Origin of the sequence: Singulisphaera acidiphila DSM 18658 (genome assembly GCF_000242455.2) — a bacterium.
Lineage (GTDB): Bacteria > Planctomycetota > Planctomycetia > Isosphaerales > Isosphaeraceae > Singulisphaera > Singulisphaera acidiphila.
Window position 1 is genome coordinate 9,581,805 of record NC_019892.1, and the last position, 26,109, is coordinate 9,607,913.

Below are 26,109 nucleotides of genomic sequence, written 5' to 3' on the forward strand. Positions count from 1 at the left end.
CCTGTTCGCGAGGCGCAATCACCTTAATAAGCATCTGAGCTAATCACTTCGCCGCCGTTGGGAGTGCTAAGGGCGCGCCAAATGTTCAGGTTGACGCTGTCCTTGACGAACCGGGCACTCCCGTCACCAAAGACGGCGTTGACCCCGCCCGGGTGTCGGCTTCGCGAGGCGTTGAACTTCGGCTCGTTCGTATTGCACGGCGGGTTTCCCGCAACCAGTGTAGGCGGAGCGCAGAAAGCAAGCTGGTCAGGAATCTTGGAGTTGGGCGTCGTATACGCCATGAACATCGAGCAATTGTAATCGTCATTGAAAATATCGCCACGATGATCGTAGTTCACGTCATCGTTAACTCCGACGATCACTTCACCCACCAGCAAGGTGTTGCTCGTCCCGTCGGTCATGTCCCGCAGGCTCGTCGAGAGATTCCCCTTGAACGGGGCGCCGCTGAAGGTGACCGGACCGGCGGGAGCGTTGGTGGTCCAGGGGTTCGGACCGGCCGCGCCTCGCCCTGCCTCGCTCTGCCAGAAGTGGGAGTTGCCCCAATTCGCGGCCATGCTCGCCTTCCGGCGTTTGTAACGCAGGGTGGGTTCCTGAATGCTCTTTGCCCCGGCATCGCTCGGGCATTGCCAGATCGAGATGCTGGTCATCAGGGCGGTCGTCTGTTCCCACTCGTAAAAGGGGACGCTGAAGTTGATCGCGTTGTAGAGGGCCCCTTGCTCGAAGTAAGGCAAGATCATGAACGCCCAAGTCCGCCGGTTGTCGTTCGGCGAAACCGACTCGTAGGAGTAACCACTCCCCATGCGACCGATCGGGAATGACCCCGTGGTATCATGATAGTTATGCATAGCAATGCCCATTTGCTTAAAATTATTAATGCATTGGGCACGCCGTGCAGCCTCGCGGGCCGCCTGCACGGCAGGCAGCAGCAAGGCGATCAGAACGGCAATGATGGCGATAACGACCAGTAATTCGATCAAAGTGAAGGCACGACGCCGAGTGGGCATAAAATCACTCCTCAATGACGACAGCAATCCGGATCAGTGCGACTCGCGGTGAATGTCCGAAGCGGCGTTCGACGATCAAGAGCCCGACAAACGCCTTTCTTCGGGCGATCACACCCCCGAAATTCCGCGGGTGGAAAGACTTGTCCTCCTCGTGGTGGCGGTGTCACAGATTGAGAGAGAGCCACCGGATCTCGGCGGACGATCTCCATCCATCCTCCCACCAATCTAGTACTGACCTCATCATTTTTTGATGAATAAGACGCAGCAGCGAGACCCCTCCCACCAACGAGGTTGACACGAACGACGAAATACCAGGACTAGCGGCCGAATCCCCAAGGAATTCATGGACCGCTAAACCTAATTCTGCACGACCAACCCGCTTAATGAAGCAGAAATGACAACAATCAGAGCATTGTGAAAAACGAGGGTTTCCGTCAAGGGAAAAACCCAGATTCTCCCCAATATCTCCAGGCCGGATTCGACTTCATGTCATGTCACTTGACAGTCGTCGGCTATTGGATTGTCTCTGACAATAATAGCAGGCGGTGGAGAAGCCGCAAGCGGTTTCCATCTCTTTATCGACAAGTTCCAACTAATTAGTCGCACATGATCCACTCACCCAAAACGTCAGCCAAGCGATTCTCAAGTGAGTTGCCGCAATTCGAAGCAACTTTGGCTCCTCACCACAAATGACACAAAACGCGAGTACATTAGCGAATGCGCGACTTCCTGACGTCTTCACCACGCTACGGGACACCCGTTCCTGAAGGGTCGTGCCGAAGAATCACGCGGAAATTTCCAAGACATTCGACCGACGCCAAGCTCGGCCGAGCTACGGCGAAAAGCGATTCAGCAGCGGGTCAGTCCCTGCCGAGTGAGCCGTCTCAGTATGATCGAGAACTCCGGACGCTCGACAGACAAACATCGCGGAGCCCCCGCCGACGACCACTGAGTTTTCTCATTCCATATACGCACAACAGCATCCGGCTCAAATCCCAATCCCAGCCAGCACATCGATGAGTCGAAGAACAATGTCGGTCGCGACCGGTGCTTTGGTCTCCGCTTTGATAACCACTTCCTCCAGACGTTCCTTGGCTGCTTCGATCAGTCCAGGTTCGTGCTGGTCACTCACGGCTCGCACCAGTTGGGCGGTGCTCTCGGCCAGTTCTTCGGTATGGGGCTCGGGCGGGTGTAGCGCCTGGGTCAGGTCACCCAGGAGGTCGGCCGCCTCCTCCCTGACCTCCGGCTCCAGGTGCTCCGCCTCACGAAGCCGACGTGCGAGTTCCTCAATATCCTTCGCGACCTGGGGGTCGGGCTCCTCGCCCTTCGACGACGGTTCCTGCATGGCTTGAGACTCCTTTGGGAGACGCGAGTCGGCAGACCCGCAAGCGCAATGCTACAGCGGCGAGAGACATCCAACCAGAGGCCGGTTCGAACGGTCCGAAACTCGGCTCGACTACGCGCGTAGAACCGCGCTGGCCGGTCGAGCAGACCGGCTCATCTCCGCTGCAGGCCAGGATCCGGGGGCCACCCCTACCGCCGCTGTCGTTGACCAACAGCGTGTTCTTGCAATCTGGAGCCGGAATTGAAAACCGGCCGGCGGTCTCCCTGGGCTCTCGCTCGGCTCTCAGGGACAACGTACCCTAGCGGCGGCGCGTCCATCGAAATACGGCTCACGCCACTGGCCAAGCCGTTCTGACGACAATCCAACGCAAGTGAGACCGGGAATGAACCACAAGCGAATCGCGGCGGCGGTGGGCTGGCTGTCACTGATCTTGGGAACCATGACCGAGGCCCAGACATCGCCGGCAACCGACCCAGTCCGGCCGGCGGCGGATCCCAAAGAACAGCCGATCGACTTCGAGCGGGCACGGACGTTGCTGGATAAGCGGCAGCGAGGGGAAATGCTGACGGAGGACGAGACCGCCTACCTGAAACGAGCCATCGCCGCGCGCCAGGGACAACAGCAAGGTCCCCGGCCGGTCCCCCGGGAATCGATCGGGGTCAAGCCGCTGAGCGAGATGACTGCGGAGGATCGCTACAAGCAGCAAGAGGGTGGCCTGTACGGTGGGGGCCGGAATACACCGCCGGACAGCCATCGCCGCGAGGCGGAGCAGGAGTTGGCACGCATCCAGCCGCTGGACGCCGACGGGCAGCCTGCCGCGGACGGGAAGATTGTTTTCGTCTCGATCAGCATGTCGAACGCGACGCAAGAATTTGCGCGATTCAAGCGGATCGCCGACGCGGCCCCGGCCAAGTCCGCAAAGTTGACCATCGTCGATTGCGCCCAAGGTGGGCAGGCGATGGCCGAGTGGGCCCCACCGGATGCACGGCCATGGACCATCGCCGAGCAATTGCTGACCCGCGCCAAGGTCGCGCCTAAGCAGGTGCAGATCGCCTGGATCAAACTCGCCAACAAGGGTCCGCACGGCGACTTGGAAGAGCATGGGCGGAAGTTACAGCGCGACACGCTGGCCGTGATCCAGAACGCAAAGAGTCGGTTCCCGAACTTGCGGATCGTGTATCTCTCAAGCCGCATCTACGGCGGCTACGCGACAACCCATCTCAACCCCGAACCCTTCGCGTTCGAATCCGCGTTCCCCGCGCGTTGGCTCATTCAGGACCAGATCAAGGGAAGTGACGCGTTGAACTTCAAAGCAGAGCGAGGGCCGATCAAAGCACCCCTGCTCCTCTGGGGCCCTTATCTCTGGGCGGACGGCACAACCCCGCGAGCGAGCGACAAACTCGTCTACAATCGCGCTGACCTCGCCGACGATGGAACCCATCCTTCAGAAGCGGGCCGCGACAAGGTTGCCAAGCTCATGCTCGACTTCTTCAAGCTCGACCCGCTCGCCAAGCCTTGGTTTGCTCCTTGAGTGTCGCCACCGCCATGGAGATAACGCCCCCAGCCGTCACGCGTCTGGGACGGCCAAGGGCCAACCTCTTGCGGATGGGGGGAACGGCAAAACCAGTCGCTTCCTTCCATCCCGGCCACGGGACATACTGGGGTCGATGACCCGCGTCCCCACCGTTTTCCCCAGCACGTCGGGCCGAAGGCACAACCACACGGGAACGCCCCGCGCTGGGCGAACTCGCCCCTGGAGGTCCCCATGTCCCTGATTCCAGGACTCATGCACTGGCGACAGTTCCGTCAGGTCGCCATCGTTCTCGGCGTCGGGACGGTCGCTCTCGCCGACGACTTCGCCCCGAAACCGGACGAGCGGCAACTGCCGACCGCCATGCATTCGGAGATGAGCGAGCGGCCCACGATCACGGTGGGCCGGGCCGGCACCGACCTGATCGGAGCCGACAACCGGGCACTCCAGGGGGCCGTCGACTATGTCGCGGGACTGGGTGGCGGAGTCGTCGAGATCGGCGAAGGCGAATACTTGATGCGCGACTCGCTCCACCTACGTTCCCATGTCACCGTCCGCGGGCGGAAGGGCAAGACGATCCTGCGCAAGGCCGATGCGGTCGTCTCTCCGTTGGCTCTGGACGGCGATTTCGGCGAACAGCAGGTCACGGTCGAGGTCCCTTCGGGCTTCGCCGTGGGGACTGGCGTCGCGATCTGGGACGACAACGCGGGAGGCTTCCACACGACGGTGGCCCGAGTCACGGGCCGCCACGGAAATACCTTCTCGATCGACACGCCTTTGATGGCTGACTGCATGGTTGCCAACCACGCGAAGGCGGCCACCGTCTTCCCCGTAGTCAGCGGCTTGAATCTTGAGGGGGCACGCGTTGAGGACCTTATCATCGAGGGATCCAAGGACACCAATCCTCTGCTCAATGGCTGCCGAGGAGCGGGGATCTACCTCAACCGCGGCTTTGGCACGGTGATTCGAGGCTGCGTCGTGCGGAACTATCACGGCGATGGAATCAGCTTCCAGCAGTCGAACGACGTGACCGTTTCGGATTGCATCAGCGAAGACAACACCGACCTCGGATTCCACCCCGGCAGCGGCTCGCAACGCCCCGTCCTGCGGGACAATATGGCCCGGCGCAACGGCACGGACGGCCTGTTCCTCTGCTGGCGCGTGCGTCACGGGGTCTTCGAGAACAACCGCCTGGAGGCGAACGGTCGGTTCGGCATCTCGATCGGTCACAAGGACTCCGACAACCTCCTGCGCGGCAACCACGTCATCCGCAACGGCTCCAACGGCGTCTTCTTCCGCGACGAGGCTGCGGGGATGTCGCCCCACCGGAACCACCTGAAAGCGAACATCATCGAAGACAACGGTCGGGAGCCTGGCACCGCCGGCATCCGCGTCCGTGGTGAGCCGTCCGGCCTGATCTTCGAGGACAACGTGCTCCGGGACACACGCGTGGGTGCGCAACAGCGGCAGACCATCGGCATCCTGGTCGAGGATCGGGTCGGCCCGACCCAGATCGAGACGAACCGGATCGAGGCAAACACCGCCATCGACGACCGCCGCCCCGAGGAGCCGAAGCCCCGCGTTCCGAAGTGACTCGCCCAAGCCGTTGGTTCCGAATAACGGAAGCGGAGCTTGCGCAGGCTCACTCCCAGATATCACTCTCGTCGACCCACGCCTTCAATCTGAGGTCATATTGCGCGGAGCGATCATGATGCCCGATGTATGCCGGCAGCGCGAACTCGTCCCCGCCCGCCTCATGCCAGCATTCACCGACCCACTCGGCGAGCACGCGAGCGCCTGTCTCCAGGGTGAAGACACCAGCGTCCTCATACGCATTCTGGTCAATCGCTCCCCTCGGGATTAACTCACCGGCACCTTCGAGGACGCCAGCAGAGAACGGAGGTTCAAAATAGACCTCGTCGGGCGATTGGTCGTCCATCGCGAAAACACGGACGGGGAACTGATCCCAGTAAGAGAAGATCACGAACGAGAGAATCTTGACCTCGGGCGGAGGCTGCGTGGCAACCAGCGTGCGCAGTTCTTGTACAAGAGCGGGCCTGAATCGTTCGATGAGCCCTCGGAATTTACGTTCGAATTCCTCCTGCCGGCCTTTACCTTTGCTCTTCATCGCTCCTCCATAACACAAAAACATGAAAATTTACTTATTCCACGCAGTTCCAAGAAACCAGGACAACGAGGCTTCCTCGAAAGACGGCCGAGGTTGCCGCGATCCGAGAACTTAAGAAAACGGTACGATCAGTACAACACTGCGGTGGCGTTCTCGGGCAGGATTCGGCAGCTTCAATCCAAAAATCAACCTATCTCTGGTAGATCGGCAAATACCGATACTCAACCGCCAGAGCGAGAACCGCCATCGCGGTGCAGTAGTTCCGGCCCCCGGAGCGGTCGTTGCCGTCGGCGGAGAGCCAACTGCCGTCACGGTCTTGGTGCTCCAGGAGGATCGCGACGAGCTTTGGGTAATAGGCGAGGAAGTACTTGTCGCCCATCTGAAACATCGCTTGCGAGCAGTAATAGACTTCGTAGAAGAAGTAAGAGCCGGCCCAGCGGGGGGGGTGTTTGAGCAGGTACTCGGCACCAGCGACGGCTTCGCGGGTTTGGTGCTCACCGCAAATTTCCAGGGCGAGGATGCCCGTGCCGGTCCTTGGGTTGTTCGGGCCGCCGCCAGGCTGGTAGCCAAAACCCCCTTCCTGGCTGGCGCAGCGTTTGAGATAGTCGATTGCTCGATCGATGTTCTCCGAAGGGACCGCGCAGCCGGCCGACTTGGCCGCGCGAAGCGCCATCACCTGCCAGCCGCTGACGCTGAGATCGCTATCCCGGCTGGTCGGCTGATAGCGCCAGCCGCCGCTGTTCTCCGGGTTCTTGGCCAGGTTCTGGGCGAGCAGAATCAGCTTGACCGCACGTCCTAATGCCTCGCGGGCCCGGTCGGCCAAGGGGGCTTCGGCGGTCATGCCGACGACTTCGGCAAGCATTAATGTGCTGATGCCATGACAGTACATCGGGCCGTGGCTCGTGTTCGAGACGAGCAGGCCGTTGGAACGCTGGTGGTCGAGGACGTAGAGGATCCCCTTCTCGACGGACTCGCGATACGGGCCCGGCTCCCCTGGGACGTGGCCGGCGGAGAGGAAGGCCATCACCGCGAGCGAGGTAACCGAGGTGGCCCGGCCGAACCCGCCCGACTCCCACGAGCCGTCGGACTTCTGCGCGGACTTCAAATAGTCCAGGGCGCGATGGACCGCCGCATCGGCCTCGGGTGAGGCGGGCCGAGGGGTCGTGGCTCCGCCGGGCACATCCTGCGCGAGGAGCGCGATCGGATGGGCCAGCGTGAGGGCGGTGAGGAGTAAGGCCACGGGAGTGGCGGTGGGGAACCAGATCATGGCCGGGGCGAATCGCCGGTGGCGATCTCCTGGAAGTAGAGCTGGATGAGCCGGGCGTAGTCGTCGCGATAGCGGCGCTGCGACATTTGCAGGATCTCGGTGCGGAGGTGGCCGGGGAGTTCGCCCCAGGCGCGGCCGGTCTTGCTCTGGATCAAAGTCTTGAGCTCGCTCAGGTCGAGGGTCCCCGGCGCAGCGACGGCCCCTTTGGGATCGCGGTTCCGGCCTTGAGGATCGCCAGGGCCCGGCTCGCCCTGATCGGCAAGCGCGGACTCGGCAGGGCCCGGTTCTTCTCCTTGGCCTTGGATCGCGGCGGCGTGCTTGGCGGCGGCATTCAGATCCTGGGCGGCCTGGTTCAAGGACTGCTGAGCGTCCTGAGCGGCTTGCCGCCCCTGGGCGGGGTCGCGGGCCTGCTCGAGCTGACGGGCCGCCTGACGCATTGCCTCGCGGGCCGCGTCGAGAGGGCCGTGCGAGGCGGGCCGGCCAGGGGTCGGCTGAGAGTCGGCCGGGCGATCGGCCCGGAGCGAGGCTGCGAGGTCTTCGGCCTGCTGGGCGCCGCGCTCGGCGATCTCGGCGGCCCGGCGCTGGGAGTCGCGGGCGGCGGCGGACTGGCCCTTGGCGAGTTGATCGGCCCCTTGGTCCATGGCACGCGGAGCCTGCTCGCCGAGGAGTTGGGCGGCCTCATGCGCAGGGCCGTGGGCCCGAGGGCTAAGCGGACGGGCTCGCTCACCGAGCCCGGTCAGATCGCGGCCGAGGGCGGCCGCCTCCTGGCTCAATGCCTGCTGCGGCTCGGCCCGCTCGCCCAGGATCGTTTGCAGACGCTCGCGGAGCAAGCGCTCACGGCGGGCGAGCTGAGCCGCAGCCTCAACCTGCTTGGCGCCGATCTCGAGTTCCCGATCGGCCGGGGCCGCCGGAACATCCGGCTTCAAGGCCGGCCAGCCGCTGAGCCGGTCGGCAAGGGCGCGGGCAGCCTCGACGGCCTTGCTGACAGCCTCGCGCGGAGCGTGGTTCGGATCGGGGTCGGCGAGGGCACGGGCGGCCTGCTCGGCCTGGCGGACGGCCTCGGCCTGTTCGACGGGAGCGTCGGGGGCAGGCAAGGCCCGGAGGGCCGTCGCGATCCGCCGCTGGTCGGCGGCCTCGGCGGCGCGGTCGACCGGCTTTGGCGCCCACTCCTGGAGGGCGCGCTGGTCGGCGACCAGCTCGGCGGCCAGGTCATCGGCGGGGACGCGCCCCTCCATCTTTTGCTGGAGCCGGTCGAGGGTCGCGCGGGCCTCGAGCTGAGCTGCGGGCAAAGCGTCTCGCAAGGCCTGCCGCGCCGCCAAGGGGGAGGAGGACGAATCCTTCTTGGCGGCGATCTCCTTGAGGGCGTCGGCCAGGGCCCGTGCGCTCCGGGCCGCGCGCTCGCGCTGGGGTTCGAGACGCGGTTCGGATTCGAGCGTTCCCTTGGCCAAGGCGTCGGCGACCTTGGCCTGGATTGGGGCGAGCGCGGCCAGGCGGTTGGCCAGGTCTTCGGCGGCCCGGTTGGGGTCGTGGGGGCGGCCGGGATGGGGGGCCGTCTCGCGGAGGTGGCGTTCGAGGTCGCGGGCCACCTCCTCGCTCCGGCGGCGGGCCTCGTCGAGCTGGCGGCGGCCCGGCTCCTGACGGCGCCAGGCGTCGGGCAATTGGTCGGCCAGACGTCTGAGATCGCGTCTCGCCTCGTTCTGACGCTCGTCGATCTCACGCGGCTTGGCCGTCTTGAGTGCCTCGACGGCCCGGGCCGTGCTCTGAACCGCCGCGCGGGCCGCGTCCGCCGGGAATCGTTTCGCGGCCTCGGAGTCGGCAGCGGCGTCCTTGGGCTTTTGAATCGTCTCGGCCAGGCGAGCAATCTCCGCCTGCCGCTCCAGCAAGGGGGCGAGGCTCTTCGCGAGGGCGTTCTTCTCCTCGGCAGTCGGCTCGCTTTGGGCCGGCTTGTTCTCTCGAATCGCTTCGCCAACTTGCATTCCGAGGACATCCTGACGGCGGGCCAGGCGATAGGCCAGGGCCCGCGAGTCCTCGGGGATGTCTTCGAGGTCGCGGACGAGCCGGCGGAGCTCGCTCTCGGCGTTTTCGAGGCGCTGGCGGGCCTGATCGAGGTCGCCGCGTTCGATCGGCTCGGCGGCCTGGTGGACCGGATCCGTGTTCAAGCGTCCTCGACCGCTCTCAGCAAGCGGTGGATCGACCTCGAGCGCCAGGCGGCGGGCATCGTCTTCGAGGGCGCGTTGCGCTTCGGCCAGCTCCTTGAGTTGTTTACCTTGGGCCGAGAGATCGGTGGAGCGGCGTGCTTCCTCACGCTGGCGAGCGGCGAGGTCACGGGCGCGGCGGGCGAGCGACTCGGCTTCATCGGCCTGCGCCGCGAGGACATCGGCGCGGAGGGTGGGCGAGTTCTTGAGGAGCGCGTCGAGCTCCTTCTGGACGGCGGCCTGTTCGGCCTGGAGCCGGTCGAGCTGGCTGCGATCGGCGGCCTTGTCGGCCGCCTGATCGGCGAGGGCCGCTTCGCGACTGGCCAGGGCGCGGAGTTGCTGCAGTTCGGCCTCACCGCGAGCCTGGGCGTCGAACCGGCGCTGGAGGTCGTCGAGCCGGCTTGCCACGGCGGCGAGCCGGGAGTCGGCCTGGCGAAGGTCGTTCAGGCGGCGCGCGGGGTCGGCCTGCCCCCTGGCCTGTTCGAGCATGGCACGACTCGCCTCGGCCTCGACCTCGGCGATCTGCCGCGTCGGCCGGGCGAGCGGACCGAACCGAGGGTCGGCGGCAAGCTCGCGGGCCAGGAGTTGGAGCCGGTCGCTCACTCCCCTGGCCTCGGCCTCGCGCCGGGTGAGAGCCTGCTGACGATCGCGATCCCACTGGCCATTGCCGCGCTGAACGGCATCGGCGGCGTAACGGAGCTGCTCGGTCTCCTTGCGGTTCTCGGCGTTCGACGCCTTCAACGCATCGAGCTTCGCCTGAAAGGCCTTGCGCTCAGCCCGGGCCTGCCGCGCCTGCAACGACTCGGCGCTCGCGACGATCGTCAAGGTCCCGGCCGGCGACCAGACCACATTCGGCCCGCGCGGCGCAGGGCGGTTGTCGGCCACGCGAACGCGATACGACAGGGTGTCTCCCGGCCTCAGACCAAGCGGCCCGAAGCTCAGAAACGCCTCACCCCGAGCCGACCGCGTTCCCAAGCCCTTCACGGCCGCGTCGACATGCCCCTTCTCGCCCCCTTCGGCCGCAACGCTCGCCTCGCTCCCTCCGCGTTGGATCGCATAATGAAGCTCAACCGAGGCCACGCCAACATCGTCACGGGCCGAGACGGCCACGCGCAACGTATCCTCCGGCCCTGATTCGGTCATCGCAGCCGGTCCTTGGACGGCGACCACCGGAGGAGCGTCGGGCCGAACGACCAGCCTGCGCAACGGTTCGAGAGAGCCTGGCAAGCCCTGCTCGTCCCGGAGCGAGAGCGTGTAAGGGCCGGACTCCTCGGCGACCAGAGTCGCCGAAGCCCGCTTCCGGTCGGGTCCCAACACCGCCGCGACCGGCTTCAACCGCTTCGGCCATCCCACCTCGACCGCGACGACCGGCCGGCTCACCGAGACCCCTAACGTGATCCGGCTCCCCTCCCAGGCCTCGATCCGCCCGGAGTCGCGTGCGAGAGTCGGCGGCAAGCCGGTGTAGGCGGGAGGCTCGACCCGGGCCTCGACCGCGACGACCGACGGCGGCTCGATCGCCTTGATCCGGAACGATCGGCTGACGGCCGATCCGCTGATGATCCGGTACTGCAACGAACCGGCCAGCCTCGGCAGCGTCACGGAGAATGCACGAGCCCCCGAGGGCGAACGAGGTCCAAGCGACTCCGTCTCCGGCATCGCAACCCGGCGCGTGCCTCCCCGCCCCTCCTCGGTCCACTCGAGCCAGGCGCTGGCGGGAGCAGGTTGTTGGCCGTAGCGGGGCCGGACCTGGGCCGTGACCGGCAAGTCGGCCCCCAGCGCGGCCGTCCCATCACCGGGAGCGACGGTCAGGACATACCGGCCGACCCGATCGAGGTCGGCCCATGGGGCAACGAAACGCCGGGCCAGGGCGGCAAACGGGTCGGGCCGGATCAGGCCAGGCACAACGACCAAGGCCAGCACCAGTCCCCCCAGGCATAGCCGATACGCCGAGCCACGGAGCGAGACCAGGCGAGACGGATCCATCAACCCGGCATAGGCCGAAGCGGCGTTTGCCAGGGCGGCGATCATCTCGTTGGATCCGTTCGGGCGACCGGAACGGCCAAGCAAGCCAACGACCGCAGTCAACCGCTCGCCAAGACTCGGCTCCGCCCGCTCGGCGAGCGCGGCCAGTTCCAGAGGATCGGCCCTACGCACCAGAGGGCCGATGACCCGCGAAACCAGGCTCCAGCCGACCGCTGCCAGCCAGACGATCCAGATCCCCCAGCGGACCGTTAGCGGTAAGACCCAGACGAAATCGGCCGCCATCCCAAGAACCGCGCCGAGGGCCGCAACCAGGGCGGTCGTCCCGAGCCCCCGGAGCACCGACCCGGCACGGAGCCGGCGGTCGATTTGGCCAAGGAGGCGACGGATCGCGCTGGGCAAGGGAGGGGATGCGGTTCGTGCAGGGGTCGTGACCTGAGCCATCGCGGGGAGCCCCTTTGGGATCTGGGCCATTGCGTGGGACGGGACGGCAACGCGCCAACAGGGCATGATTGCTCGATCCAGGGTACGGTCAGGCCGCGCCGCGGGCAACCGTACACCGCGTGCGACCGCGCAGCGAAACACCCCCGGATGTGCTCCGGGGGTGTTTCGAGTTTCGTCGTCTTGGCTCTGGGGAGACCCCGCAATCAATACCGCTTGCCGTGCAAGGGGGGGCCGACGCCGGTCAGAGGAAGGTAGTAGGTGTCGGGCGGAATTCGATCGCCGGGGCGATAGTAGCCCAGGTCGTACTCAGCCTCCCACGGCGGATCCATGATGAGGTTGTAAGGCAGCAGAGCGATCTGAGCGGCAAAAATCCCCATCGAGGCGATCGGCTGGAAGATCTGATTCCGCTGGATCGACTGCTTGGGATCGTCAACCGGGTAGGAGAGGAATCGCCCGGCAGGGCCGACAGCCTGCTCGACGGTCTGTCCGTAGCGCTCGAGGGCGGCATCCTGGAAGTAGAGCGGCATGTGACAGACGGCGGCCGACGACCAGTACTTCCGCTGGGGACCCCAGTCTCGCTTGGCCAGGGGAACGAACTCGTCGGGGACCGGGATCGCACGGATCGGCCGGGCCTCGGTCGGGCTGGGAGCGCGAGAGATTTCGAGTCGGGGTGAGGGGAGTCCCGGAGACGTGCCCAGCCCTCGCGCATCGCCGATGTTCGGCGTGCTGCCGGGGATGATCCGATCGGGGGACGGTTGAGCCCGGAGTTCGTCCTCCTGCTTTTGCGCAATCCGTTCGACTTCCCGCTGCAATTCCGGGCTCAGGGTCGAAGGAACATTGGCAGAGCGTTCGGGAAGGAAACTATCGGACGGCACGCTGCGAGGCTGGACCTGATCTGCACCTCGCCCCATGCTCTCCGCGGGCAACGGCGGCGGCGGTTCCTCACTCGCGGCGGGAACGGGCAGCGACGACGGAGGCTCGGACGCGTCCGGAAGCGCTGCGACCCGGGGGGCCGGGGGCTCGGGCAGCGATTCAGGCAGAGCGGGAGCCGTCCCGGGAAGCTCGGCCGGGGGCGTCGGCTCGGCAACAGGGGCCGGAACCGGGACCGGGGTCGAGACAGGAACAGGAGCCGCAGCCGTGGGCTCCGCGAGCGGGGCTGGAGGCTCCGACGCCAGCGGTGCCGGCATCGAAGGAACTTCCGGCGCCGGGGTCGGGGTCGACGCAGGCGGCGTTTCGGCGGCATCGTTGGACAGCGGGGGCAACGGCACCGCGTTCAAATCCAAGGGAGGCAGATCCGTCACCGGGGCCGTGCCTGGGCTGGGCGGAACCGCAGGTGCGGCGGCGGCCGGGCCAGGATCGGCGAGGGGTGCGGGGGCTCCCTGGGCCAGGGTCATCGCCGAGTCAAGTGGCGGCGACGTTGGCAACGCACCTGAAGTCGCCGTCCCTTGCGGGAGCGACGGCAGGCTTGCCTCGGACACGGCCGAGGCCGGCTTCACGACAGGTCGGGTGCCGCTGGTCAGTTGGATCGGTTCCGGTTCCGGTGTTCCGGAGGCCGATGCGGTCGACTTGGCCAGGGCGAACGCGCCCGGGCGACGGATTGGCCCACGGCCGGCGTAGGAAGGGCTGGCGGAGCCGTCGCCCGCCTCGCGCATTCCGCGGCGGGCGTTATCAATGCCCTGGGTGAGCGCCTGACGCTCAGAGGGGTTGAGCTCCGCCTTGCGCTGTTCCGCCTCGCGGAAGAAGTTCAAGGCGCGTTCATATTCCTGATACTTCAGGTAATCCCACCCGTTGCGGAGCAGGTAACGTGCCCCGCGCGACGTCGTCATGCCAGGTATGGAGGCGGTGGACGTCCCCGATCCGCTGTCAGGCGGAGTCTGCTGAGCCATGAGCGTTGTGGCCGACAAGGCGGTCCCAAGGACCGCCGCCGTCAAAGCCGAGGTTGAGCGACGCAAGCCACGCCTCCTTGCTGGCTGAGACGGGCCGCTCGGCTCCCAAGAGCCGACAGCCCGAGACGCTGCCATACCGTCCGCGATCGAACAAGAGATCCGGATCCACTGTCACTGCACTGAGCCGAAGAGCGGTGCTCCTCAATCAGACAGCCAGAAGCCCAACCTTCCTCGATCGGGACGGCGAATGGAAAAAACCGGCCGGGTGAACTCCGTTCACCAGAGTCTGCGTCGGGCAGGCTACTCCTACCCGACGCGTTTGAGAGATGAGAACAGGTAGCCGAATCCAAAAGGTGCGAGATGAGCTGAACTGAGCGTTGGTTGAATGTCGACTGCGGATCCGATCAATCAGACCGACCCGCGACCCGACTCGTTCTCGTTGCTGAAGCTGGAGTAATTGGGCGCTTCTTGGGTGATGACAATGTCATGGGGGTGCCCCTCCAAGACCGAGGCGCCGGTGACCTGAATGAAGCGGGACTTGGTCCGCAGTTCCTCGATCGTTCGAGTCCCGCAATATCCCATGCCCGCCCGCAGGCCGCCGATGAGCTGAAAGACGTAGTCGGCCAGTGGCCCCTTGTAAGGCACACGCCCCTCGACCCCTTCGGGGACGAGCTTCTGGGACGCGCCGCTCTTACCGTCGGACGACCGCGAGGTAGCTTCTTGGCGGTATCGTTCGTGGGAGCCTTTGGCCATGGCACCGATCGATCCCATACCGCGATAGGTCTTGAAGCTCCGACCGCGGTAGATGATGGTGTCGCCAGGGCTTTCGGCCAATCCCGCGAAGAGCCCGCCAATCATGACACTATGCGCTCCGGCAGCCAGAGCCTTGGTGATATCACCGGAGTAGCGGATCCCGCCGTCGGCGATGATCGGCACGCGTCCGGCTGCAGCCTTGGCCGCCTGGTAAACGGCCGTGATCTGGGGAACGCCAACTCCCGAGACGACCCGCGTGGTGCAGATCGAACCAGGCCCGATCCCCACCTTGACGGCGTCGGCCCCCGCTTCGATCAGGTCTCGCGTTCCCTCTGCGGTCGCCACGTTTCCGGCAATCACCTCGATCGTGAAGTCTCGTTTGATCCGCCGCACCGTCTCGATCACATTCAGACTGTGACCGTGCGCCGAATCGACGATCAGAACATCGACATCCGCCTCAAGCAACGAGCTGATTCGCTCGAAGTCATTCACCCCCACCGCGGCGCCCACACAGAGCCGGCCCCGCTGGTCCTTGCAAGCATGAGGGTAGCGATGCAGTTTATCGATATCCTTGATCGTGATCATTCCCTTCAGCCGGTATTCATCGTCAACCAGCAGAAGTTTCTCCACCTTATTTTTCGTCAAAATCCGATCCGCCTCTTCGAGGCTGGTATCGGCGGGGGCGGTGACGAGGTTCTCCTTGGTCATCACCTCCTCGATCCGCAGCTCGTTCGACTCGAGGAATCGGAGGTCGCGGCGGGTGAGGATGCCCCTGAGCTGGCCGTTGACGGTGATCGGCACACCGGAGATGTTGTGCCCTTGCATGATCTCGCGAGCCTGGCCCACCGTGGCGCTGGGGGGAAGCGTGATCGGATCGACGATGATCCCATTCTCCGACCGCTTCACCTTGTCGACCTCGCGGGTCTGCTCTTCAATCGACATGTTCTTATGAATAACACCGAGCCCCCCCTCCTGGGCCAGCGCAATCGCCAGCTCGGCTTCGGTCACCGAGTCCATCGGGGCCGACAGGATGGGGATATTCAGCGCGATCTTGGCGGTCAACTGGGTCTTGGTATCGACTTGTCGAGGGAGCAGCTCAGAGTAGCCAGGTTCAAGCAAAACGTCGTCGAAGGTGATGCCTTGATAGGCGATGCGGTCTTGCATCGGGAAAAGCCTCCGAGCCCGGTAGAAGAGTGTCTGGCCCGACCGGTTGCGGCGTCGGACGGGTTCAGGGTGCCTTTCCTTACCCATTACAACCGCCGCGACGATCTCTGGCAAGGTCAACCGGTGAAATGATCTGTACAGACGGCCTCTGTTGCCGGGCTCCCCCTCCTTGAAGGTGTGTGGCGACCATTTGGCCTTTGGCAACGTTGGGGGGTTGGCTATGATGAACCGCGGATCAGGGATCGAACAGGCGCTGCAACCAGGATGGATCGCGTGACCACAACCTCTGCCACCGTCCCCCCAAACTCGCGAGTGCTCCCCCCCGTCCTGGGCCGGCTGCTGAGCGGGACCTTCTGGCTCGCGCTGCGGACACCGCTCCAGGCGATCTTCATCCTCTGGAGCACGCGGCTCACGCTCCAGGCCATCGGCCCCAAACAGTGGGGGGCCTACAATTTCGCCTGGGGTTTCGGATTCCTCCAGTTCCTGTTGGAGTTCGGGATCAGCTCGGCGCTCCAGCGGCAGATCTCGGAGCGGTGGACGAAGGGGGATCGCGAAGGGGTCGACCGCGCCATCGCCTGCGGCATGACCTTCTACGCAGTCATGGCGGTGATTCAGGCCTCCGTACTGCTGAGCCTGGCGTACTGGCCCTATGTGTCCCAGCAATTCCAAGGGGACTCGTATCGCCTGGTCATCAAACTGCTCTGGCTCCAGGCCCTAACAGCGCCCTGCTATGGCCTTTCGATGGTCGTCTCGAGCGTGCTCCAAGCCGCGCGGCGCTACGACTTCATCCCCCGCTACGAGGTCGCGATCGTCATCCTCCGATTCGCGATCCTCTGGGCCGGTCTGAACGCCGGGATCGACTTCTTCTGGGTTGTCGTCGCGCAAACGCTGGTGTCGATCGGCCTCGCCATGGGCCCCGCGATCTGGGTCATGGTCCGCGAGTTGGAGCACGTCCCCCACTTCCGTGGTGCCCGGCTCGACGACTATAAATCGCTCTTGCACATCAGTTTCTACATGTTCATGATCCAACTGAGTGTGGTGCTGGCCGACAAGATCGACACCACGATGCTGGGCCTGGCCATCCATGAGCCAGAGCAGAGCCTCGCGGTCTATAGTATCGTCAGTAAGCCGTTCGGGCAGATTCGCCAGGTCGGCTGGATGCTGGCTTCGCTCGTGATGCCGGCGGTCGCTAGCTTAGCGGCCGCACGTGACGAGCGCGGTCTGGACCGGGTCAAATACGACGGTCCCCGACTTCACATCGGCATTCTGCTGCCGGTCGCTCTCCTGGCCTGGGTCTACGCCGGCCCATTCCTGACGCTCTGGGTCGGAGGCAGTCTCGGCTATAACGGCGCTCGAGAGGCCCCGCTGATGCGTCTCTTCCTGATCGCGACGGTCCCGCTCGTGCTCTCCGTCCACGCCCAGATGGCGGTCGGCATGAACAAGATCGGAGTGATCGCGGTGGCCGCGCTGGCCGGGTCGCTATTCAACCTGCCGATCAGCTATTACTTGACACTCAAGCACGGGGTTTCCGGAGTGATCTGGGGGACCGTGCTGACGACCCTCTTCTCGAACTTCCTGATCCCCGGCATCTACATCTTCCGGGTACTGAACATTCACTGGATGACCTACCTGACCCGGACCCTGGCCCCGCCCCTGGCCGGGGCGGTTTCACTGGTGGCGGTGACCTCGATCGCCCGCTTCTGGTTTCCAATCGTCCTTCAGGGGGGAACGCCCCTGGCCCAGTCCCCCCCCCTTCTGATCCACCTGACGATCGGCTGCCTGGCCTACCTCGCCGGCTACCTGGTCGTTCCGAAGGGACGCGAGGACCTCGACATCATCCTCCGGAAACTGCGCAACCAAGCCCCGGCCTGATCTCAATCAACCCGCCCTTTTGGATCTGGTCAGAGCCACCTGACGAAACGATCGACCCGCCACGCCGCGCCGGCCCAACCGGCGCGTGCCCTTCGGGAGCCTGTTGTCATGACCGTCCGAATCGTCGATATCGATGAGGTTCGAGCCGCTGAGCACGTCCTCCGTGAGCATGTCTCACCCGCCCCCTTGATCCGTTCGTATGCCTTGGAGCGCGCGCTCGGCCTGGCGCCGAATCGGCGGGTTTGGCTCAAGGACTTCGGCTCGACTCCGTCCGGTTCCTTCAAGCTTCTAGGGGCGTTGAACTGGCTCGCCAACAACCTCGAACGAATCGGCGATCGACCCGTCGCGGCTCATTCGTCGGGAAACTTTGCCTCGGGAATTGCGTTCGCGGGGATGCGGTTCGCCAAGCGCGTGATCGTCGTCATGCCGGAAAGCGCGCCGCAGGTGAAGTTCCAGCTCACCCGGTCCTTCGGCGCGGAGGTTCGCACCTACGACATCGCCCGCGATCACCTGACCGGTGAACGGGACCGGTTGACCCGGGAGATCGCCGAAGGAGAAGGAGCCATCCAGGCCTCGCCCTATGACGATCCCCACGTGATCGCCGGCAACGGCGTGGGTGCGTTGGAGATCGTCCGCGACCTCCAGCGAGAGGGACGAAGCGTCTCCCATTTCTTCTGCCCGATCAGCGGCGGGGGCCTGATGGCCGGCCAGGCGATCGCGATCGCTGACGGGTTCCCACACGCCCGGATCATCGGTGTCGAACCCGCCGGAGCCGATGACTTCCGCCAATCGCTCGCCGCCGGCTCGCGACAACGGATCGAGCGGCCGACCAGTATCTGCGACGGACTCCTCTCGTACGATGTCGGCGAACACAACTGGCCGATCTTGAGTCGCCTCGTCAACCAGGCGGTGGCGATCCCTGACAATGCCACGCAACAAGCCATGCGTTGGGTCTATGAGCGGCATGGCCTCCGCACCGAACCTTCCGGAGCGATCACCCTCGCGGCCCTGCTGGGCAACCAGGTCGATCTCACCGGCGACGGCGATCTCGTCGCCGTCGTCAGTGGCCGGAACGTCGACGAAGACACGTTCCGGACCTGGATCGCCGCAACCTGATTCCTCCTTTCCTGGCGAGCGAATTCACCTCATGGTGCCGAGACCGGCACTCCGGCGGCGTCAGGTTCTCGAGGGTGAAGGGGAAGCCGGATTCGAAAGAGGCTGCCTCGGCCGACGGCGCTCTCGACCTCGATCGTCCCCCCTTGGTCACGCACGACCCCGTAACTCACCGGGAGTCCCAGCCCTGTGCCTGTGCCGACCGGCTTCGTCGTAAAAAAGGGTTCGAAGAGGTGCGGCAGGTGCTCGGGACGGATCCCACCACCGTGGTCTTCGACCTCCACGAGAATGGCGTCCTCGCCATCGGGCCGGGTGCGAACCTCGACGAGTCCCTCGCGTTCGGAGGCCTGAACCGCGTTGAGCAAGATGTTCAGAAAGGCCTGATTGATCTTGCCGGCGTGGCAGGCCACCGGTGGGAGATCATGAAAGCAGGTCTCCACGCGGACCGCCTTCTTGTCGAACTCGTGACGGAGCGCCTCCAAGGTGCATCGGAGGGCGGCGTTGAAGTCCACGTCTTTGAATTCCGCCTCGTCCAGCCTGGCGAAATCGCGCAGATTCTGCACGATGGCGCGCACCCGCCGCAGTCCATCCTCCGAGCTGTCGAACAGGTGGGGGAGGTACTTGCGAAGGTAGGGGAGGTCGATCTCCTCCTCCATGCGGACCACCTCAGCGGCGAGTTCCGGATCGGCCCGGGCGAGGCTGGCGTCTCCTTCCCGGTACTTGTCCAGGACGCGCATGGCGTCCCTCACATCCCGGCGGAGCACGGCCAGGTTGTTGACGACGATCGAGAGCGGGTTATTGATCTCGTGGGCGACCCCGGCCGCCAAGCGGCCCAGGCTCGCGAGCTTCTCCGTCTCGATCAGCGCCACCTTCGTCTCTCGCAGATTCTGCTCCAGGTGGATGATCCGCTCCCCGGCGCGTAACCGAACCCGGAGTTCTTCCCGGTCAAACGGCTTGGTCAGGAAGTCGTCCGCGCCGGCCTCCATCCCCTCGACCAGATCCTGTTTCTGGGTTTTCGCGGTCAGGAGGATGGTATAAATATAGCCGGGCCGCTGGGACGAGCGGATCCGGCGGAGCAGTCCCGGCCCGTCCAGCTCGGGCATCATCCAATCGGTGATGACCATGGGGAAGAGCCCCCCTTCGAAGAGGCGCCAGGCCTCGGCCCCGTCACGGGCCAACGCAACTTCGTATCCCCACTTCTCCAGATAGCTCTGCAGCAGGCGTCTCGAGACCGAGTCGTCATCCGCAATTAAGATTTTCATAAACCACCACTTTCCGCAGCAAGCAGACGGAATCAGGGTGGGCGCCGCGGCCCACCCCTGCCCCGCCGCTACGACACCCCCTCCTGGCAGAGTCCGGTGAAGGCCGCGTTGAGACGGCCAATGGCTTCCTCCAGCACGGACCAGGTCTCCTCCACCTGACCCCAGTGCTGCTCAAGCCCGATGTTCTCCAGCCGCCGCGCCGCCTCGAAGGCGTCGCGGGCCCCGAAGTTGCCCACCGACCCTTTGAGCGTGTGCGCCTCACGCTGAAGCGTCGTGGCATCCCGCTGGGTGATCGCCTGCCGGATCTCCGCCATCCGCTGCGGAGCTTCGTCGAGAAAGAGCCCCGCCAATTCCTTCAAGAGCGAGGCATCCCCGTCCACGCGTTCCAGAGCCGCGGCCATGTCAAATGTCCCGACTCCGGACCCGGCCGGCGAGCCTCCGGTCTCGCGGGAGACCGGCGTCAGCCCTTCCAAGACCCCCAACAGATCCTCCAGCCGGAGGGGCTTGGAAACATAAGCATCCATACCTGCATCCAGACAGCGATCCCGGTCTCCCTTCAGAGCGTGGGCGGTCATGGCGATGATCGTTGTATGGACACCCGTCCCCGCCTCGCGTGACCGGATCGCGGCAGTTGCCTCGAACCCGTCCATCTCCGGCATTTGCACGTCCATCAGCACCGCGTCGAACCGTGAGCCGTTCATCGCGGCGAGCGCCTCGCGACCGTTGTTCACGACCACGACCTGATGCCCCTGTTTCTTCAGCAGCGCCATCGCCAACCGCTGGTTGATCGCATTGTCCTCGGCCAGCAAGAGCCGGAGCATCCGCTTCCACGTCCGCCGGCTTCCATTAGGCATAGCGGGGGCCGCCGGCTGGGCGCCGTACGGCTCGTCGCTCATGGAAGCGCCGAGGGTGGTCATAATCGCATCCAAAAGCGACGATTCCCGGATTGGTTTCATCAGATAGGTGGCCACCCCCAACTCCTGGCAGCGGGCCGCATCCTCGCGTCGGTTGGCCGACGACAGCATCATGAGGGTCGATCCCGTCAGCGCCGAGTCCTGCTTGATCTGCTCGGCGAGGGTAAAGCCGTCCATCCCGGGCATCATGGCATCGAGGAGCACCAGGGCGAACGGCCGACCGGCCCCCCGCGCCTCTGCCAAGGTGGCGATCGCTTCCCGGCCCCCCGCGACTGTGGTCGGCTTCATGCCCCAGTTAGTGAGCATTTCCTCAAGGATCCGCCGGTTCGTGGCGTTGTCGTCGACGATCAGGACGGGCAGGCCATGCACCTGTTCGGGTTCCACCGGTCTCGCCCGCGCCACCGGGCCACACACCAGGCCGAAGGGGAGCGTGAAGTGGAAGATGCTCCCCTGGCCCGCCTGACTCTCCAGCCAAATTTCCCCGCCCATCAATTGGACCAGCCGGGCCGAGATCGCCAAGCCCAACCCCGTGCCACCGTACTTGCGGGTGGTGGACGTGTCGGCCTGGGAGAAGGCCTTGAAGAGTTTCTGCTGCTGCTCGGGGGGAATCCCAATGCCCGTGTCGCTGACCGCAAAGTGGAGGCTCACCCCCTGCTCGCTCCGTGACTGCACTTCGACCCGGAGCACCGCCTCTCCCCGTTCCGTGAATTTGATGGCGTTACCGATCAGGTTGACGACAACCTGGCAGAGGCGGTGCGGATCGCCCACCAAGACGTCCGGTACGTCGGCCGCAACATGGTCGGCTAACTCCAGCCCTTTCTTGTGGGCACGCATCGCGAGCGTCGCCATGGTGTCGTCAAGGGCGTCGCGAAGGTGGAAGTCGATGATATCGAGGTCGAGCTTACCGGCCTCGATCTTGGAGAAGTCGAGGATGTCGTTGATCACCGTGAGCAGGTGGTCGGCCGACAACTTCACCATCCCGAGGTACTCCTGCTGGTCGGGAGTGAGTTCCGTATCCAGCGCAAGCTCGGTCATGCCGATGATCCCATTCAGAGGCGTCCGAATCTCATGGCTCATATTCGCCAGGAATTCGCTCTTCGCCTGGGTGGCGGCCTGAGCAGCCTCCGTGGCCCGCACTAACTCGCGCTCCACCTTTTTCCGTTCGGTGATGTCCGTGAAGCTGACGACGGCCCCTTTGATCTGCCCGTCCCCCCCGCGCAAGGGGTACGAGGAGTATTCGACCGGGAACGCCGTCCCGTCTCGCCGCCACAACACCTCGTCGTCCACCCGGCTCGACTCACCGACTCGAAACGATCGGTAGATCCGACAGTCCGCTTCGGAATAGGGTGAACCGTCGGGGTGGGAGTGGTGAATCAAGGGATGGAGTTTCTGGCCAAGCACTTCTGCGACGGGGTAGCCAAGCATCGCTGCCGCCGCCCGGTTGATCACAGTGCACTGGCCTTGCGTATTGATTCCATAGATTCCCTCGCCCGAAGATTCAAGGAGCAGGCGGACCCGTTCCTCCGCCTCCCGCAATGCAGCCTCAGCCTTTTTCTCGGGATCAACGTCGGTGTGAACTCCGATCCACTCCCGAATCCCCCCATCCTTGGCCAGGACGGGAACAGCCCGCACCAGCATATGCCGGTATTTTCCGTCATATCGCCGTAGCCGATGCTCGACCTGGTAGAGACGGCGGGAAGCGATCGCTGCCGTCCAAACCTGGGTGGTGGTCGCCCGGTCGTCGGGGTGGACGGCATTGAGCCAGCCCCACCCTTTGAGTTCGTCGAACGTCTGGCCGGTGAACGCGCTCCAGCCGGGCTGCTCGGTCTCGAACTCGCCGGACTCCGGAGTGTTCCAAACGATGGCGACGGTCGCTTCGACCAGAGACCGGAACCGCTCCTCTCCCTGGCGGAGCGCCTCCTCGGCCTGCTTCCACGCGGTGATGTCGCGCGAGATGCCGAACGTGCCGATGATCCGCCCGTCCTTGTCCCGAAACGGCATCTTGGTCGTGGAAGCCCAGGCGTGGCGTCCGCTGCTTCCCCATGTCTCTCTTTCTTCCTTGCCGACGACAGGCTGCCCGGCCTGCATGATGGCCTGTTCGTCTTCCCAGGCCTGACGAGCATGCTCCTCGTCGAAGAAGTCGAAATCCGTCTTGCCCACCGCCTCGGCAGGGTCGCTCAGGCCGAACTGGTTGGCCATCGCCTGATTGATGCTGATGAAGCGCCCGCCGACATCCTTGAAGTAGATCGAGTCAGGGACGTTATCCATGAGCGAGTGGAGCAAGAATCGTTCATGGTGGACCACCTCCTCCGCCTGCTTCCGTTTCATGAACTGGCCGATCTGACTGCCGATGGCAACCAGCATCTGGAGCAGTTCCCTGTCGGGATTCTGAATCTCGCCGCTGAAGACCTCCACGACGCCAAGGATGTCGTTGCCGACGACGACCGGGAACCCGAAGGCGCCATGAAGCCCCTCGCGGACGGCCACCGCCGCCCTCGGGAAATTGGCGTCCTCGACGACATCCGGGATCCAGGCGGTCTGTCCGGTCGCCCAGACCCGGCCGGGAAGCCCGACTCCGGGAGCGAACGCAATCCGCCGGCTCAGGGCTGCGAACTCATCCACCTGGACCGACGGCGAATGCCACAGGTTGCTGCAACGCAGAACGTTCTCCTCCGCGTCCACCCACCACATGACGCCTACCGACCAGTCCAGGCTTTCGCAGATCGCCTGGAGGATCCCCGGCACCGCGTCTTCGAGCCGTGGCGATTCCGCCAGGACGCGGGTCGCCGTGTGCTGCACTCCCAGGCGCCGCTCCGCCCGCCTCCGCTCGCGGTCCATGAGGTCAAGCGATGCCGCGGTCCACCAGACCAAGGCCGTGAAGACCAGGATGTCGGCCAGAACGAACAGCGACAGCCCCATGACCGGGTCGACCACGCCCGCCCGCTGGCCAAGCCACCGCACCCACCCGACGGCCACCGGGATCAGGAACGCCGTCGGCAGCATCCGCCGCGCCATGCCGCCGCCGGCGCCTGGGCTGCGAATCACGGCCATCAGCCCGCGGTCAGGACGCGAACAGAGAATGCCAAAGCAGAGGATCACGAATCCGATCGCGGTGTTCAGCCCCATCGGAATGATCGCTCTCACACCGAACAGTGCAGTGGCGCGAAAGGCATAGCCAATCAGGGCCATCAGCGCGATCAGGCCCGCTGCCAAAGCGAGATATTGGGCAGGCCAAATCCTGCGGCGAAGGAGCGTCGCATCGAGCGTCGCCAACGCCAGCCCGACGAGTACGAACGCCGCGGCCGTATTGGGCGTCATCCCGTTGGAATGGCCGAACGGCAATGCCTCCAAATCCAGCTTCGCGTGAAATAACAGTGGGTCAGCCCCCCCGTCCCAACCCGTGAGGTAGCCTCCCAACCGCGACAGGCCTATCAGCACCACGCCCACCGCGCATGCGATCCCCAAGGCGCGCCGACGGCGGGACGACACCCCCTCCGACGCCCGCGTATACAGCGCCGCCCCGGCGAGCAGGAAGGCCAAGGCCGCCCCTCCGGGATTCATGGCAATCGCCCCGGGGATGACGCTCTTCAACACCCCGAAATCGAACGTCCGCCCCACCAACACCAGGCCGCTCATCACGATCACGACGGCGCCGGCCGCGCGTGCATAAAACCAAGAGTCATTCAGACTGCGCAAACGAACAGACATACTCATAGCCTAGCCTCTGAAGAGGCATGAAGAATCAGCCCCCTTCGGGAATACCAAGACGTCCTGCCTGCTGAGGACGGTAGGGAACCGGCAGCCCTGGCCCTGAAGCCTCACCAGTGCGGAAAGACCTCACCACAAGCCCGATTGCCCCTCGTGATGGGCTCACGCATGTGTGACCTGCGAACAAGCTCCCGCTTCCCATCCTCTCATACTACTCCGTCTCGCGCCGCAATGGTGAAGAGCCATAAAACATTTACGATTCTCGAGCACGCAGGTTCGCTTGGCGGTAAAATCTTCGGAGCGATCGGCAAAAGAACGGCTCAAGGAACCCGCCTGGCTTGACACTTCGTCACGGGACCCACCCCACCAAATCCTTGAGTGCAGGTGGGGGCTGGAAAAGATCCAAGAAAAGAGGTAAGAGGGATAGAGACTGCGGCACGCGCCTCCTCCCAAACTCAGGGAAATCCTGATTCCATTTCTAGGAGACTCCCGAGCGACAGCGAAACGAGTCAGCCATAGAATCATTCTAGGGATGAGGTTGCCCGATCAGCCTCAATTTCGGCGATCACTTCAGCCACAGCCCTCTCAGCAAGAGAACGCTTTCGACAAGGCTCTCCATCCGGCCCAGCACGATCTTCCATTTGCTCTGCTGGACCGACACCTCATCAATCAGACGCGGCACCGATGAGAACGAACACGCAAGCGAACAGCCGGAACGCCTCGGATCTTCAGGTCTATTTCAAAGAGATCAACGAGACGCCACTGCTTTCCGCCGACGAGGAACGCGAACTGGCCGAGCGCATTGAGACAGGAGATCTCCTCGCACGCGACCACCTGATTCGGGCCAATCTCCGATTGGTCGTCAACCTGGCTCGAGGATACCTTGGGAAAGGCCTCGCGATTGAGGACCTGATCGCGGAGGGAAATCTCGGCCTGATGCGCGCGGTCGAAGGGTTCAACAAGGACATGAAGGTTCGCGTCAGTACCTACGCAAGCTACTGGATCAAGCAGTCAATGCAACGCGCCGTCATCAATCAGGGCAAGCCGGTCCGATTGCCCGCGTATCTGGTCAAACAGTTGAGCAAGTGGCGGCGGGCGTTCGTCCAATTGAGCGAAGTGCTGGGGCGCGATCCCACGCCCGAAGAGGTCGGCAAGGCGCTTCGGCTTTCACGGAAAAAGGTGGAAATCGTCAACCAGGCGATCCGGGTCAACATGCTGATGCGTTATGCGGAAAGTTCGGACGGGGACGAAAATCTCTCGTGCGCTCACCTGGTCGACAACCGGACCCAGAACATCGTCGACCAGCTCCAGGAGAACGATGAGTACACCCGGCTTTTCGAACGGCTCGAGCAGCTCGAGGAGCGCAAAGCCACGGTGATCCGCATGCGCTATGGGCTCGATTCCCACCCGCCGATGACGCTCCGCGAGATCGGCGACACCCTCGGTTTGACCCGCGAGCGGATCCGGCAGCTGGAAAAGCAGGCCATGCAGCAGTTGATCGAATCTCCCTGATCTCCGGAACGCCTCGGCGACTCTCGAGTAC

14 protein-coding genes are annotated in these 26,109 nt (G+C 64.5%); 5 read left to right on the forward strand and 9 right to left on the reverse strand.

The window, feature by feature from the left end:
* Positions 1-23 precede the first annotated feature (23 nt).
* Together SINAC_RS36870 and SINAC_RS36875 are read right to left on the reverse strand one after the other, a co-directional pair.
* Entirely contained in the window at positions 24-1,004 is a 981-nt protein-coding gene (locus SINAC_RS36870; protein WP_015250629.1) for a DUF1559 domain-containing protein, read from the reverse strand.
* 988 nt (positions 1,005-1,992) lie between these two features.
* Positions 1,993-2,349 (reverse strand): hypothetical protein, encoded by a 357-nt coding sequence (locus SINAC_RS36875; RefSeq protein WP_015250630.1) that lies wholly within the window; start codon positions 2,347-2,349, stop codon positions 1,993-1,995.
* 382 nt (positions 2,350-2,731) lie between these two features.
* Between SINAC_RS36875 and SINAC_RS36880 the strand changes: the two genes are divergently transcribed.
* Both SINAC_RS36880 and SINAC_RS36885 read left to right on the forward strand, forming a co-directional pair.
* Positions 2,732-3,880 carry a hypothetical protein gene (locus SINAC_RS36880; RefSeq protein ID WP_015250631.1) on the forward strand — a complete coding sequence of 383 codons (1,149 nt, stop codon included), beginning with the start codon at positions 2,732-2,734 and terminating at the stop codon, positions 3,878-3,880.
* A 234-nt stretch (positions 3,881-4,114) separates the two neighbouring features.
* Positions 4,115-5,473 (forward strand): right-handed parallel beta-helix repeat-containing protein, encoded by a 1,359-nt coding sequence (locus SINAC_RS36885; protein WP_015250632.1) that lies wholly within the window; start codon positions 4,115-4,117, stop codon positions 5,471-5,473.
* A 49-nt stretch (positions 5,474-5,522) separates the two neighbouring features.
* Here the strand turns inward: SINAC_RS36885 and SINAC_RS36890 are convergent, their stop codons facing one another.
* The 5 genes from SINAC_RS36890 to guaB form a co-directional block, all read right to left on the reverse strand.
* Positions 5,523-6,008 (reverse strand): hypothetical protein, encoded by a 486-nt coding sequence (locus SINAC_RS36890; RefSeq protein ID WP_015250633.1) that lies wholly within the window; start codon positions 6,006-6,008, stop codon positions 5,523-5,525.
* Positions 6,009-6,198: 190 nt separating this feature from the next.
* On the reverse strand, positions 6,199-7,275 hold the full coding sequence (locus tag SINAC_RS36895) for a prenyltransferase/squalene oxidase repeat-containing protein (RefSeq protein ID WP_015250634.1): 1,077 nt from the start codon (positions 7,273-7,275) through the stop codon (positions 6,199-6,201).
* Positions 7,272-11,960, reverse strand: coding sequence for a DUF4175 family protein (locus SINAC_RS36900; protein ID WP_015250635.1), 4,689 nt, complete (start codon positions 11,958-11,960; stop codon positions 7,272-7,274). Before SINAC_RS36900 ends, SINAC_RS36895 begins: the two co-directional genes overlap by 4 nt.
* Positions 11,961-12,097: 137 nt before the next feature.
* Entirely contained in the window at positions 12,098-13,846 is a 1,749-nt protein-coding gene (locus SINAC_RS36905; RefSeq protein ID WP_015250636.1) for a hypothetical protein, read from the reverse strand.
* 342 nt (positions 13,847-14,188) lie between these two features.
* A complete protein-coding gene (gene guaB / locus SINAC_RS36915; RefSeq protein ID WP_015250637.1) occupies positions 14,189-15,697 on the reverse strand; it encodes an IMP dehydrogenase in 1,509 nt (502 codons plus the stop codon).
* Positions 15,698-15,961: 264 nt separating this feature from the next.
* Between guaB and SINAC_RS36920 the strand changes: the two genes are divergently transcribed.
* Both SINAC_RS36920 and SINAC_RS36925 read left to right on the forward strand, forming a co-directional pair.
* Positions 15,962-17,569: an MATE family efflux transporter gene (locus SINAC_RS36920; protein WP_020467128.1), complete on the forward strand. Its 1,608-nt coding sequence runs from the start codon at positions 15,962-15,964 to the stop codon at positions 17,567-17,569.
* A gap of 108 nt (positions 17,570-17,677) precedes the next feature.
* Positions 17,678-18,685 carry a threonine ammonia-lyase gene (locus tag SINAC_RS36925; RefSeq protein WP_015250639.1) on the forward strand — a complete coding sequence of 336 codons (1,008 nt, stop codon included), beginning with the start codon at positions 17,678-17,680 and terminating at the stop codon, positions 18,683-18,685.
* Between the two features lie 29 nt (positions 18,686-18,714).
* Here SINAC_RS36925 and SINAC_RS36930 read toward each other — a convergent pair whose 3' ends face one another.
* Positions 18,715-19,944, reverse strand: coding sequence for a sensor histidine kinase (locus SINAC_RS36930; protein ID WP_015250640.1), 1,230 nt, complete (start codon positions 19,942-19,944; stop codon positions 18,715-18,717).
* A 68-nt stretch (positions 19,945-20,012) separates the two neighbouring features.
* Positions 20,013-24,572: a PAS domain S-box protein gene (locus SINAC_RS36935; protein WP_015250641.1), complete on the reverse strand. Its 4,560-nt coding sequence runs from the start codon at positions 24,570-24,572 to the stop codon at positions 20,013-20,015.
* A gap of 678 nt (positions 24,573-25,250) precedes the next feature.
* Here SINAC_RS36935 and SINAC_RS36940 point away from each other — a divergent pair.
* Positions 25,251-26,078 (forward strand): sigma-70 family RNA polymerase sigma factor, encoded by an 828-nt coding sequence (locus SINAC_RS36940; protein ID WP_015250642.1) that lies wholly within the window; start codon positions 25,251-25,253, stop codon positions 26,076-26,078.
* Positions 26,079-26,109 lie beyond the last annotated feature (31 nt).